Genomic DNA, 13,464 nt, shown 5'->3' on the forward strand with positions numbered 1-13,464 from the left:
AGGGGGTAGCGATCTAAAGCTCAAGCACCCGATCAACCAACGCCTCAACCTGCTCCTGCCTTTCCGCCTGATTCAACTTCGCCTGCGGATTGAGCGACGACCACTGCGGATGCGCGCGCGCCTTGTTCAGCGCTTCCGGCAACTTGCCTTCGCGCCAGGTCTTGTCCAGAGGCGTGGCCACCTGAATGCTGTCCATCGCCGCATGCCCGCGCTGATCTAGGGCCAGCAGCAACTGGCGCTGGCGCAACGCCAACAGGCGCAGCACGGCGTCATCCACTGTCAATTCCCGCTGGCCTTTGATCTTGCCGAGCAGGCGACTGCCATAACTGCGCGCGGTTTGCAGTGCGCCACCGGCAATCGCGCCGGCCAGTGCCGCCGCGCCAAGGGTAATCCCGCCGACCAGCAAATCCACCCCAGCCCCGGCCGCTGCACCGGCAGCAATGCCGCCGCCGACGCGCACGCCGAGTTGCTTCAGGGTTTCCGGGTTGAACAGATCATCGCCCCAGCGCCCGTCGAGCAACGGCAAGTCACTGGCCGCCGCGTCCTGCGGGCGAAACGCGTAGAGCTTGAGCAGCGTCTCAACGCACTTCTGCTCACGCTGACGTACGGCTTTGCGCAGTTCGCTGATCGCCTGCTGTTCCTGCTCGGCTTCGCTGACCACACTGCGTCGGCACGCAGCGCAGTCGATCAGCAATTCGGCAATCAAGCGCGCGGCGCTTTGCTGACGGGCGAGGCGCTGCGCCTGCTGGTCGGCGATCAACCGCTCCAGTTGCGGCCGGGCGTTTTCCAATAGAAGGGCGAGGCTCTCGTACAAGCGCCGCTCGCCATCCTCGGGCGGCGCGACGCTGTCGAAACGTACCAACGCATGCAGCCCCAACCGCGCCAGCGCTTCACGCCAATCGGGTTCGCGATGGTTGGCGCTGCTGACGAAATTCAGCACCGGCAGCAGCGGTTTGCCGCAACTGGCGAGCACTTCCAGCTCGTCGCGGTACTTGGCCAGCACCGGTTCGCGGGCGTCGATCACATACAGACCGGCATCGGAGGCCAGCAGTTGTCGCAGTACCTTGGCTTCCTGTTCGAAACGCTGGCGCGCCTCGCTGCCGTCGAGAAACCGTGCCAGCCGTGCCGGGCCGTCGAGGCGTTCGCCGGGGCGTTCCAGACGCTCGAGAAAATCCAGCAGGGCGATCGCATCTTCCAGCCCCGGCGTGTCGTACAGATCGAGCAACGGCTCGCCATCCACCGACAACCGCGCGCCTTCGACATGCCGGGTGGTGCTCGGCCGGTGCGAGACTTCGCCGAAGCCGACGTCACGGGTCAGCGTGCGCAGCAGCGAGGTCTTGCCGACGTTGGTGTGGCCAACCACTGCCAGTTTCAGCGGGGCCTTGCGTGCATCAGTCATGTCCGCTCTCCAGCCAGTTCATCGGCGCGCAATCGGCGAATGGCAGTTCCAGCTGTTGCAGCGCCGCGTGCCAGTCACCCAGACGTTGCCCGTCCAGCGCTTCGCCGGGTGGCGCTTGCAGCAGCCAGATGCGAGTGGCGCCGGCGTTGCGCGCGAGTTCGGCGATCAGCGCGAGGCTGCCGCGATCCGGCGAACGTCGCGGATCACAGGCGATGGCCAGCCGCGCTGGCGGGAAGCGACTGAGTTGCTCGAGCAGTTTGTGCCGCGATTCGCGACTGTCGAGGATGCCCGCGTTGCTGACGTTTTTCGGCAGCGCGGGTGGCCATGGACGCTGTTCGTCCAACTCGATCGCCACCAGCAGCGCGCCTTCACTGGCCAGTTCGCCGATGTTGCTTTCGACGCGATGCAGTTGCGCCGGCTCCGGGTCGTTGACGCCAAGGCGCTCGCTGGTTGGCATTAACCGTTCGCGCAGTTGCGCGTAGCCGGGCAGGTTCAGATCCAGGCGCAGCGCGGCTTTGCCGCTGTTCCAGCGCCACAGGCACAACAGCGCGAGCAGCAGGCGCGGCAGCACGCCGTAGACCACCAGCACACCGACCAGCCAGGTCGCCCAGGCTTGTCGTGCGCTTTCAATATCCAGTGCGCCGTCGCCGCTGGCGCGGATCATTTCCTCGGTCGGCACATTGAAGCCGAGCAGCGACGGCAGATAGCCAAGGGCCTGGGTGACATGGATAAAGGTGTCGGCGCCGAGGATCGTGGTTTCCCAGACAAAGCCGTAGCGCCGCGTGGCCATCAGGGTCAGCAACAGAATCAGCGCGCTGAGCATCGCCAGCAGCCACAGGCCATTGACCAACGCGCCGAGCGCCCAGCGGTTGAGTTTCTTGCGTTGCAGCAGCAACAGCAGGGCCGGCGCCAGTTGCGCGGCTTTGGCATCGCGGGCGAATTTTTCGCTGAGCCACAGCCACAAGCGCCCGAGGGTGGCGCCGTGTTCGCCAGCGAAAATCAAGCCCAGCGCCCAGCTCAGCAGCAAAATCAGATTGATCCCGAGCAGACTGCCCAGCGCCCAGAACACATTTACCGGCGTCTGGCCAAGTGCGGCGAATGCCAGACCGGCGCCGCTGAGCACGGCGAAAATCATCAACAGCACCAGCGCCAGACGCGCGCCTTGCAGCCAGTGCTTGAGCGCGGCGGTGAGCCCGTCGCGCTCGGCCAGCCATAGCGCCCGGCGCGCAATGCGGCCCGGCAGATCGCCGCCAGCGGCGCGGGCCAGACGATTGGCTTCCAGATCATCCAGCGGCCCCGCGTGTTCTTCGCGCAGGCGGATGGTTTCGGTGAGCCAGAGGTTTTGCAGTGGAGTCAGTTCAGTCACGCGGCGTCCCGTCGCTAAATCGAGCGCTGAGCATAACCGCTGTGGCGCTTATCGGGGTAAGCGCGGCTCTGGTATCCTCGCCGGCATGACTAAATCACTGCCCCTCAGCCTGATCGCAGCCCTCGGTGAAAACCGCGTGATCGGCGTCGACAACAGCATGCCCTGGCACCTGCCGGGGGACTTCAAATACTTCAAGGCGACCACGCTCGGCAAGCCGATCATCATGGGTCGCAAGACCTGGGATTCGCTCGGTCGGCCATTGCCGGGGCGCTTGAACATCGTGGTCAGCCGTCAGCCTGATCTGCAGCTCGAAGGCGCCGAGGTCTATCCGTCGCTGGAAGCCGCCGTGGCCCGCGCCGAGGAATGGGCGAAAGCCCAGGGCGTTGATGAACTGATGCTGATTGGCGGCGCGCAGTTGTATGCGCAGGGACTGGCGCAGGCCGATCGGCTGTACCTGACCCGCGTGGCGCTGAGCGCGGAAGGGGATGCGTGGTTTCCGGAGTTTGATCTGAGCGAATGGAAGCTGGTGTCGGATGTACCGAATCCGGCAGAGGGCGATAAACCTGCATATAGCTTTGAGGTTTGGGAGAAAGCCTAACAGCTTCGCGAGCAGGCTCGCTCCCACAGGGGAACGCATTTCAGTGTGGGAGCGAGCCTGCTCGCGAAGAGGCCCGCTCAGTCGCTGAGAAGCTTAAGCCTGGGCCAACTCTGCGTGTTCATCGGCATCCAGCAGCGCTTTATCCGTCTGCTGCATGACCTGACTGGTAATCGCCCCAGCGGTAATCGAGCCACTCACGTTCAACGCGGTGCGCCCCATATCGATCAGCGGCTCGACCGAAATCAGCAACGCCACCAGTGACACCGGCAAGCCCATCGCCGGCAGCACGATCAGTGCGGCGAACGTCGCGCCGCCACCGACTCCGGCCACGCCGGCCGAGCTCAACGTGACAATCGCTACCAGCGTCGCGATCCACAGCGGATCCAGCGGGTTGATGCCGACCGTTGGTGCCACCATCACGGCCAACATCGCCGGGTACAGGCCGGCACACCCGTTCTGGCCGATGGTCGCACCGAACGAGGCAGCGAAACTGGCGACCGACGACGGAATACCCAGGCGGCGGGTCTGCGCTTCAATGCTCAGCGGGATGGTCGCCGCGCTGGAGCGACTGGTGAAAGCAAACGTCAGCACCGGCCAGATCTTGCGGAAGAAGCGCAGCGGGTTGATCCCGGCGGCCGACACCAGCACGCCGTGCACGACGAACATCAGGCCCAGGCCGATATACGAGACCACGACGAAACTGCCGAGCTTGATGATGTCCTGCAGGTTGGAACCGGCGACCACTTTGGTCATCAGCGCCAGCACACCGTACGGGGTCAGCTTCATCACCAGACGCACCAGACGCATCACCCAGGCTTGCAGGGTGTCGATGGCGTTGATCACTTTCTGACCTTTCTCGACGTCGTCCTTGAGCAGTTGCAGCGCGGCAACCCCGAGGAACGCGGCGAAGATCACCACGCTGATGATCGAGGTCGGCTTGGCCCGGGCCAGGTCGGCGAACGGGTTCTGCGGAATGAACGACAGCAGCAATTGCGGCACATTGAGGTCGGCGACCTTGCCGGCGTAGTCGTTCTGAATGGTTTGCAGGCGTGCCATTTCCTGAGTGCCGGCGACCAGACCTTCAGCGCTGAGGCCGAACAGGTTGGTCAGGCCGATGCCGATCAGCGCTGCGATGGCGGTGGTAAACAGCAGCGTGCCGATGGTCAGGAAACTGATCTTGCCCAGCGACGAGGCATTGTGCAGACGGGCGACGGCGCTGAGGATCGAAGCAAACACCAGCGGGATCACGATCATCTGCAGCAACTGCACGTAACCGTTGCCGACCAGATCGAACCAGCCGATCGAGGCTTTCAGCACCGGATTGCCGGCACCGTAAATCGTGTGCAGCGCGACGCCGAACGCCACGCCGAGGACCAGTGCGAGCAGGACTTTTTTCGCCAGGCTCCAGGTGGTGTGGCGGGTCTGCGCCAGACCGAAGAGCAGGGCGAGGAACACCAGCAGGTTGAGAATCAGCGGTAGATTCATGAGAACTCCAGTAAAGACTGTGCCAACAGCCATCCGGGGCTGCTGCGAACCGGCAAGCCTAACAGCTTGATTTGCAATGATTTAATACCAAAATAGCTGGGCAACCGTCGTTTTTGGAATAAGCGCGTGTCGCTGTCGGCAATGCAGTTGGCGCGCAGGGGACGCAAGCGGTCGCTGACAGGCGAGGGTTGTCATACTGATTTGTTAGCGTCGAACTCTTTGCATCGGGGAGTAGCGCTATGAGAATTGCACGCACGTTGTTGGCTGTAGCACTGGCGGCTGGCCTTGCTGGCCAGGCATTGGCCACGGACCTCAAGCATTGGCCGGCGGATCAGGCCAAGGCGCTGGACGCGATGATTGCCGCCAACGCCAACAAGGGTAATTACGCGGTGTTCGACATGGACAACACCAGTTACCGCTACGACCTCGAAGAATCCTTGCTGCCGTTCATGGAAAACAAAGGCCTTATTACCCGCGACAAGCTCGACCCCTCGCTGAAACTGATGCCGTTCAAGGACACCGCCGAGCACAAGGAAAGCCTGTTCAGTTATTACTACCGGCTCTGCGAAGTCGACGACATGGTCTGCTACCCGTGGGTGGCGCAGGTGTTCTCTGGCTTCACCCTCAAGGAACTCAAGGGCTACGTTGACGAGTTGATGGCTTCGGGCAAACCGGTGCCCGCGACGTATTACGAAGGCGATGTGGTGAAGAAGCTCGACGTCAATCCGCCGAAGATCTTCACTGGCCAGCAGGAGCTGTACAACAAGCTGATGGAGAACGGTATCGAGGTCTACGTGATGACCGCCGCTTCAGAGGAACTGGTACGCATGGTCGCGGCGGATCCCAAGTACGGCTACAACGTCAAACCGCAGAACGTCATTGGCGTTTCACTGCTGCTCAAGGATCAGAAGACCGGCGAGCTGACCACTGCGCGCAAACAGATCACTGCCGGCAAATATGACGAGAAGGCCAACCTCGGCCTGGAGCTGACGCCGTACCTGTGGACCCCGGCAACGTGGATGGCCGGCAAGCACGCAGCGATCCTGACCTATATCGATGAATGGAAAAAACCGGTGCTGGTCGGCGGCGATACCCCGACGAGCGACGGTTACATGCTGTTCCATGATGTCGACGTGGCCAAGGGCGGCATTCACTTGTGGATCAACCGCAAGGACAAGTACATGACGCAAATCAACGGCATGATGGCCAGGCACGCGGCGGCGCAGGCCAAGGAAGGCTTGCCGGTGACGGCGGACAAGAACTGGGTGATCGTCAAACCGGAAGACATCCAGTAAGCCACGATCGCATGTAGGAGCTGCCGAAGGCTGCGATCTTTTGATCTTGTTTTGGATCGTTCCCACGCTCTGCGTGGGAATGCAGCCCGTGACGCTCTGCGTCACTGGACGCGGAGCGTCCCTTGAGACATTCCCACGCAGAGCGTGGGAACGATCAGCCCCGCACATGGCGGGGCATTTTTGCATCGGCGATTTGACGGTTACAGCCCGTCGAGCATCGCTTTGTTGCGCACCGCGCCCTTGTCGGCACTGGTCGCCAGCAGGGCGTAGGCCTTGAGCGCGGTGGTCACTTTGCGTGGACGCACCTCGACCGGTTTCCAGCCTTTCTTGTCCTGCTCGGCGCGGCGTGCCGCCAGTTCTTCGTCGCTGACCAACAGGTTGATCGAGCGGTTCGGAATGTCGATCAGCACCTTGTCGCCATCCTGCACCAGACCAATCGCGCCGCCGGCCGCAGCCTCTGGCGAAGCGTGACCGATTGACAGGCCGGAAGTACCGCCGGAGAAACGCCCGTCGGTGAGCAGCGCACAGGCTTTGCCCAGACCTTTGGATTTCAGGTAGGACGTCGGGTAGAGCATTTCCTGCATGCCCGGGCCGCCTTTCGGGCCTTCGTAGCGAATGATGACGATGTCGCCTTCCTTCACTTCGTCAGCGAGGATGCCGCGCACGGCGCTGTCCTGACTTTCGAAAATTTTCGCGTTGCCTTCGAAGACGTGGATCGACTCATCGACCCCGGCGGTTTTCACCACGCAACCGTCCTGCGCGATGTTGCCGTACAGCACGGCGAGGCCGCCTTCTTTCGAATAGGCGTGCTCGAAGCTGCGGATGCAGCCGTTTTCACGGTCGTCGTCGAGGGTTTCCCAGCGGGTCGACTGGCTGAACGCGGTCTGGGTCGGAATGCCCGCAGGACCTGCCTTGAAGAAGTGATGCACGGCTTCGTCGCTGGTCTGGGTAATGTCCCACTTGGCGATGGCTTCTTCCATGCTGCGGCTGTGCACGGTCGGCAGGTCGGTGTGCAGCAGGCCGCCACGGGCCAGCGAACCGAGGATGCTGAAAATGCCGCCGGCGCGGTGCACGTCTTCCATGTGGTACTTCTGGATGTTCGGCGCGACTTTGCACAGCTGCGGCACGCTGCGCGAGAGACGGTCGATGTCGCGCAGGTCGAAATCGATCTCGGCTTCCTGGGCAGCTGCGAGCAAGTGCAGGATGGTGTTGGTCGAACCGCCCATGGCGATGTCGAGCATCATCGCGTTCTCGAACGCCTTGAAGTTGGCGATGTTGCGCGGCAGCACGGAGTCATCGTTCTCGCCGTAGTAACGCTTGCACAGCTCGACGATGGTGCGACCGGCCTGCAGGAACAGCTGCTCGCGGTCGCTGTGAGTGGCCAGAGTGGAGCCGTTGCCCGGCAAGGCCAGACCCAGTGCTTCAGTCAGGCAGTTCATCGAGTTGGCGGTGAACATGCCGGAGCACGAACCGCAGGTCGGGCAGGCGCTACGCTCGTACTCGGCGACTTTCTCGTCAGAAGCGCTGGAGTCGGCGGCGATCACCATGGCGTCGACGAGGTCGAGGCCGTGGGAGGCGAGTTTGGTCTTGCCCGCTTCCATCGGACCGCCGGAAACGAAGATCACCGGAATGTTCAGGCGCAACGCGGCCATCAGCATGCCCGGGGTGATCTTGTCGCAGTTGGAAATGCACACGATAGCGTCGGCGCAGTGGGCATTGACCATGTACTCGACGGAGTCGGCGATGATCTCGCGACTCGGCAGCGAATACAGCATGCCGTCGTGGCCCATGGCGATGCCGTCATCGACGGCGATGGTGTTGAATTCCTTGGCCACGCCACCGGCGCGTTCGATTTCGCGGGCGACCAGTTGACCCAGGTCCTTCAGGTGCACATGCCCCGGGACGAACTGGGTGAACGAGTTGGCGATGGCAATGATCGGCTTCTTGAAGTCGTCATCTTTCATGCCGGTGGCGCGCCACAGTGCGCGGGCGCCGGCCATGTTGCGGCCGTGGGTGGATGTTTTCGAGCGGTAATCTGGCATGGAGCACTCCGGGCGGCTAATCACGTACTAAAGGGGAGTGAGCTTCTGTTGACCTCTGAAACACCCGAAAAATGGCCGTGTGTCCGGAAGCTGCCGATGACGTTGCGGGATCGCCGCTGGTCTCAGCCTGAGCTCATAAACCCGCCGGGGATGAATGGCGATGAATGAGGCGATTCTACACCGCTGACGCCGCGAGGGAATGGCGCAAAGCATCGTTGACTTGCTGATGCGGTGCGCGGGATGACGACTGGCAGGGTCAATGGTCGCCTCCGGGCATCAACCTGTTGCTGCGCAGGTTGCTGACGCGACGGCCAATCACGCTGTTGAGCAACAGCGATACGCCGCTCAACACCACGAAGCCGTAACCCAGCGTCGCTTGCAGGTTGGCCGGGCCGAGGCTGATCAAGGCGCTGACCAGCCCGCCACAGATAAAGATGATGGTGCTGCCGGCAGACGCCGATGCGCCGGCATTTTCGGCAAACAGGCTCATGGCGCGGGAGGTAGCCGGTGGCCGGGAAATGGTCGTGCCCACCGTGCAGATGAGCATTGGAATCAGCACCGTCGCAGCTGACAAATCATGGTTGGCGGCCAGATAGAGCATTACCAGTCCCGAGAGCAGGATCAGACTCAGCCCGGTAAAAATCTGCTGTTGCGCATTGATATGCCGGTTCAGCACGCTGGCGAGCACGCCGCCAAAGACATAGGCGGCGCCGTAAATCAGCAGGATCAAGGCGAAATCGTAAGGTGCCATCTGCAGCTGCTCCATGAAGATCAGCGGGGAAATGACGATGAAGGAAAAGTGGCAAGCGAAAGCGAATGCGGAAATCAGCCAACAGCCGACAAATTCGAAATTGCCCAGGACGCGCTGATAGGACTGGATGAAGCCAAGGCGGCCGGGATCATGAGGAGGACGGCTGTTATCGAGCAATCGCCAGGTCTTGATCAAAACTGCTGCGGCCAGGGCGATGAAGACCCAGAAGCTGCCGCGCCAGCCGAGCGTGGCTTGCAGAAACGTGCCCGCCAATGGTGATACCGAAATGAAGATGCCCGTTGCGGTGACCATCAGGATCCGCAGGCGATCACGCTCGTTGCCTTCGAACAGATCCTGCACCAGTGCCTGGGACAGCACGAAGCAACCGCATCCCAGCGCCTGCATCACCCGGAAAATCAGGAACAGCGTGTAGTCATTGCTCAGCACGCAGCCAAGTGCGCCGAGCAGCGACACGCTCATGCCGGCAAGCAGCAGACCTTTGCGCCCGATCACATCTGACAGCGGGCCGATCAATAACTGGGCAAATGCGATGCCCACGGCAAACAGACTGATCGACAGCGCGATGTCGTTTGCCGATCGGCCAAAGTGGGCTGCCAATGCCGGAAAGGAAGGCAGCAGCACATCCAGCGGAAACACGCCAAGCAGGATCATCGCCAGCAGCAGGCTGATTGCTCCGCGCTGTTGTCGGCGGGTGGTTGCACGGCTGTGTTTATCCATCGATCAATCCTGCTTTGGCGAAAAGTGTCTGGTTGTGGGGCAATGCAAAGAAGCCCGCCTTGTGCAAGGCCTCCACCGTAGGTTTGCAGCCAACGCGTGCACGGGCGCGGTTGGCCTGCACCGTTGCCGTGCCGCCGACAATCTCCATCACGTCGATCTCGGCAATACCGGCCGAACGCAGGCTTTGTTGCAGCCAGCCTTCATCTGCTTCGAAGAAGATGGAAATGATCTCCACGAGGGTCTTGCTGGCGAACAGGCATTGACGACTGTTCATCGCAATCCAGAAGTAATGGAAGGCTTCGGCGAAATAGCGGCTGTGCCGGGCTTCGTCGGCAAGGTGATCGCGCAACATGTCACTCACACTGGACACCAGCGTGTCGCGGCAGACCTCCAGCAACTCGCGGGCAATGATGGTTTCCGAGACAAATCCCAGCAGGAACCAGGCCAATGCACGGTTTTTCTCCGGCGTGCGCGCGATCAAAGCGTTCATGCGGCTGATCCGCTTCGGAATGACCGGTCGCCGGGTGATGCCGTAGAGCGCAGCGATCTGCTCGGCAATCTGGTTGGAAAACAGCGCGTGGTAGCCCTCGTCGGTATACAGCTGCAGTGCCGCATGTTTCATCGGTAGCGGTATATAAATGGGCAGTTCGCGGTGCACGATGACTTCCACCGCGCGGTTGACGATGCGGTGTTCGAGCAGGGTGGTGTAGTCGAGGAAATACACCAGATGATTGGCGGTAAGGCGGTGCAGGGTTTCGCGACCTTTGGCCTGGATGGCCGGATGCGCCAGATAGGGCACAAAGGCCGGGGGTAACCAGTAGCGGGTTTGCAATTGCTGCTCGACATCGCCTGGTAACCGATAGTCATGGACACTGCTGCGTACCGATGCACGGTTCTCCCAGCCTGGAAGCGTGAATTTGAGCGACCATGACACCGGGGCTTCGCTCTCGTCCATAGCCGTGGGAATCATGACTGTGCTCCGCTGAGCAGATCACGCATTTCCTGGCACATGGCCTGGCCATCGCTTTGTCCGCAACCGACGAAGAACAACGGTTGCTCGGCGCTGTCCGCGATGCCGAGCAGGGTTTCAATCTGTGCGTCGGCAAATGCGCCGGTCAACCAGGTGTTCAACCCCAGCGTCGTCGCTACCAGTTGAAAGGTTTGCGAGAGATGACCGGCTTCGATGAAGGCCATGCGATAGGCACGCGAGTGCTCGTACTTCCACCAGAGACGATCAAACCTTGCAGTGATGAACACGCCCAGTGGCAGGTTGTTGATGAAATGCTGGCCGCCGAGCAATTGACCCAGCTCCGGATCCGGCAGCGCATTGATCCGACTCAGGGCGTGTTCGGCAGGGTGATAGGCGTAGATGCCGGGTTCCAGTCCGCTGACATTTTGCGCCAGGACAAATCCCTCACAGGCGTTCAGTCCGCCGCCGGACGGGCAGCTTCGGCGTGCCTCGAGACCCGGTGCGACCGGATCGTCGTGGGCATTGTCGCGTGGGGGAAGATAGCCGAGGGTCAAATACAGCAGCGTGCCAACCTCATCCAGTGTCACCGCTGCACCGGTGTAGGAACGACAGGTTTTGCGCCTCATCAGGGCCTGAGTCAGGCTGTCATCATCAATGGCGCCCGGTACGGGCAGGGTAATCAGGGGCTGCACTGATCGCCGCGCCCGGGTGTCTGCAGGTTCTGGCTTCGCCAGCACTTCGCTGCAGTGCGCCAGATATTGCCTGGACCACTCGTGGATATTCCGAGGCGTATGTGCGCTAGGTATGTTTTGTGTGCCGATGTGATAGATCTTCGACAATTCATCCCAGCCCCAATTCGGGCTGTCTATTTTGGAAGTTGTCAGAATTCCTGCGTCCAGAAGTTGTGTGTCTATTATGTTGTTCGGATCAAATAATTCAGGGTTGTGTATAAGTCTGGCGAGGCGATGGGAGTAATCAAGATCAAGTTCGTGTTGAGTGTGGTTCTTGTAGTTCCAGACAACTTGTCCAGGCGGGCGCGGCAATATAAAAAGAAAAGGATTGATATACATGGGCTCAGGTCACTCGGGAAAAAGTCTGATGGACGCCAGAGTGCCGGCACTCTCCGGCGTCCAGGCTTACTTAGTGGCCGGTGGCTGCAACCAGAAAGGCCAGGTTGGCGAGTTTGTCTGTTTCGAGATAAATGGTTTTCATGATGTGAACTCCTTGTTCGTTGGTAGTTGAGTCGCTTCGTTGCGACAACTTCATATTAGTTTGTAATCGAATATTGGCAAGCGGATATTAAGTAGGAATATTCCAGTAATTTTGTCGGAGTGATCTTTTGCAGGAGGCTTACTGCGTAGGTTTAATTTCCATGATTGACAGGCATGACGAAACTTCCTGCAAGGCAGCGAGAAAGAAGTTGTAGGAAGAGGGCAGGACACTCATGTCGAGTGTGAAAAAACGGGGGGAGGGCGCGCAAAAAAAACGGGGAGCTCAGTGGCTCCCCGGTGTTCAAGCGCAATCAGCTGTTGGGCAGCAGACGGCAGGTGATGCTTTTGATGTAACGGGTTTCAGCGATGGCCGGATGCACCGGATGATCCGGACCCTGACCGCCACGCTCGAGCATCTGGATATTGCGGTCCAGGTGACGGGCGCTGGTCAGCAGGATGTTCTGCAGATCATCTTCCGGCAGGTGCATGGAGCACGAAGCACTGACCAGAATGCCGTCCTTGGTCAGCAGGCGCATGGCTTGCTCGTTCAGACGACGGTAGGCGCCTTCGCCGTTCTTCATGTCTTTCTTGCGTTTGATGAAGGCCGGCGGATCGGCAACGATCACGTCGAAGCGCTCTTCGCTGGCTTTGAGTTCCTTCAAGGCTTCGAAGACGTCGCCTTCGATGCAGGTCATCTTGTCAGCGAAACCGTTCAGCGCAGCGTTGCGCTCTACACCGTCGAGGGCGAATGCGGAGGCGTCGACGCAGAACACTTCGCTGGCGCCGAACGCCGCGGCCTGCACGCCCCAGCCACCGATATAGCTATAGAGGTCGAGCACGCGTTTGCCTTTGGCGTAGGGTGCCAGGCGCGCGCGGTTCATGCGGTGGTCGTAGAACCAGCCGGTTTTCTGACCTTGAATGACCGGCGCTTCGAACTTGACGCCGTTCTCTTCCAGCGCGACCCATTCCGGTACCAGACCGAACACGGTTTCGACGTAGCGGTTGAGGCCTTCGGCGTCGCGGGCGGCGGAGTCGTTCTTGAACAGGATGCCGCTTGGCTTGAGCACTTGAGTCAGCGCGGCGATCACGTCGTCTTTGTGCGCTTCCATGGTCGCCGAGGCGATCTGCACCACAAGAATGTCGCCGAAACGATCGACCACCAGACCCGGCAGCAGGTCGGAGTCGCCGTAGACCAGACGATAGAATGGTTTGTCGAACAGACGCTCGCGCAACGACAGTGCGACATTCAGGCGATGCACCAGTAGCGACTTGTCGAGTGCCAGTTTGATGTCGCGTGACAGCAGACGCGCGCAGATCAGGTTGTTCGGGCTCATGGCGACGATGCCCAACGGCTTGCCGCCAGCGGCTTCGAGCACCGCCTGATCGCCGGCCTTGAAGCCGTGCAGAGGCGTGGCGGCCACGTCGATTTCGTTGCTGTAGACCCACAAGTGGCCGTTGCGCAGGCGACGGTCGGCGTTGGCTTTGAGGCGCAGGCTAGGCAGGGACATGACGTCGCTCCGGAAAAAAGAGCGGGAGTATAGCGTGTTGACGCGTGCTCCGGTCTGGCCTGCGATGAAAAGCGGATGGCCCCTTCGCGAGCAGGCTCGCT

General features: G+C 60.9%; 10 protein-coding genes. 2 read left to right on the top strand and 8 right to left on the bottom strand.

The window, feature by feature from the left end:
• Positions 1-13: 13 nt before the first annotated feature.
• Both ASG55_RS10700 and ASG55_RS10705 read right to left on the bottom strand, forming a co-directional pair.
• Positions 14-1,399 (bottom strand): GTPase/DUF3482 domain-containing protein, encoded by a 1,386-nt coding sequence (locus tag ASG55_RS10700; protein WP_056786291.1) that lies wholly within the window; start codon positions 1,397-1,399, stop codon positions 14-16.
• Positions 1,392-2,765 carry a DUF2868 domain-containing protein gene (locus tag ASG55_RS10705; RefSeq protein ID WP_056786294.1) on the bottom strand — a complete coding sequence of 458 codons (1,374 nt, stop codon included), beginning with the start codon at positions 2,763-2,765 and terminating at the stop codon, positions 1,392-1,394. Before ASG55_RS10705 ends, ASG55_RS10700 begins: the two co-directional genes overlap by 8 nt.
• An 85-nt stretch (positions 2,766-2,850) precedes the next feature.
• On the opposite strand from ASG55_RS10705, the gene ASG55_RS10710 reads away from it, so the two are divergent.
• A complete protein-coding gene (locus ASG55_RS10710) occupies positions 2,851-3,363 on the top strand; it encodes a dihydrofolate reductase (RefSeq protein WP_056786298.1) in 513 nt (170 codons plus the stop codon).
• A gap of 93 nt (positions 3,364-3,456) precedes the next feature.
• On the opposite strand, the gene ASG55_RS10715 is transcribed toward ASG55_RS10710, so the two are convergent.
• Positions 3,457-4,848 (bottom strand): L-cystine transporter, encoded by a 1,392-nt coding sequence (locus ASG55_RS10715; protein ID WP_056786302.1) that lies wholly within the window; start codon positions 4,846-4,848, stop codon positions 3,457-3,459.
• A gap of 239 nt (positions 4,849-5,087) precedes the next feature.
• Between ASG55_RS10715 and ASG55_RS10720 the strand changes: the two genes are divergently transcribed.
• Positions 5,088-6,143, top strand: a complete 1,056-nt coding sequence (locus ASG55_RS10720; RefSeq protein WP_056786305.1) for a hypothetical protein — start codon at positions 5,088-5,090, stop codon at positions 6,141-6,143.
• A 200-nt stretch (positions 6,144-6,343) separates the two neighbouring features.
• Here ASG55_RS10720 and ilvD read toward each other — a convergent pair whose 3' ends face one another.
• From ilvD to ASG55_RS10745, 5 genes are all read right to left on the bottom strand, one after another.
• On the bottom strand, positions 6,344-8,185 hold the full coding sequence (gene ilvD, locus ASG55_RS10725) for a dihydroxy-acid dehydratase (protein WP_024014684.1): 1,842 nt from the start codon (positions 8,183-8,185) through the stop codon (positions 6,344-6,346).
• A gap of 256 nt (positions 8,186-8,441) precedes the next feature.
• Entirely contained in the window at positions 8,442-9,674 is a 1,233-nt protein-coding gene (locus ASG55_RS10730; protein WP_056786308.1) for an MFS transporter, read from the bottom strand.
• Positions 9,667-10,644, bottom strand: a complete 978-nt coding sequence (locus ASG55_RS10735; protein WP_056786311.1) for a diiron oxygenase — start codon at positions 10,642-10,644, stop codon at positions 9,667-9,669. Before ASG55_RS10735 ends, ASG55_RS10730 begins: the two co-directional genes overlap by 8 nt.
• Positions 10,641-11,714 (bottom strand): SagB family peptide dehydrogenase, encoded by a 1,074-nt coding sequence (locus ASG55_RS10740; RefSeq protein WP_056786314.1) that lies wholly within the window; start codon positions 11,712-11,714, stop codon positions 10,641-10,643. The genes ASG55_RS10735 and ASG55_RS10740 overlap by 4 nt, the downstream gene beginning before the upstream one ends.
• A 452-nt stretch (positions 11,715-12,166) precedes the next feature.
• Positions 12,167-13,363 carry a class I SAM-dependent rRNA methyltransferase gene (locus tag ASG55_RS10745; protein WP_016772700.1) on the bottom strand — a complete coding sequence of 399 codons (1,197 nt, stop codon included), beginning with the start codon at positions 13,361-13,363 and terminating at the stop codon, positions 12,167-12,169.
• Between the last annotated feature and the right edge of the window lie 101 nt (positions 13,364-13,464).

Source organism: Pseudomonas sp. Leaf434 (genome assembly GCF_001425545.1).
In the GTDB taxonomy this organism is placed as follows: Bacteria; Pseudomonadota; Gammaproteobacteria; order Pseudomonadales; family Pseudomonadaceae; genus Aquipseudomonas; species Aquipseudomonas siliginis.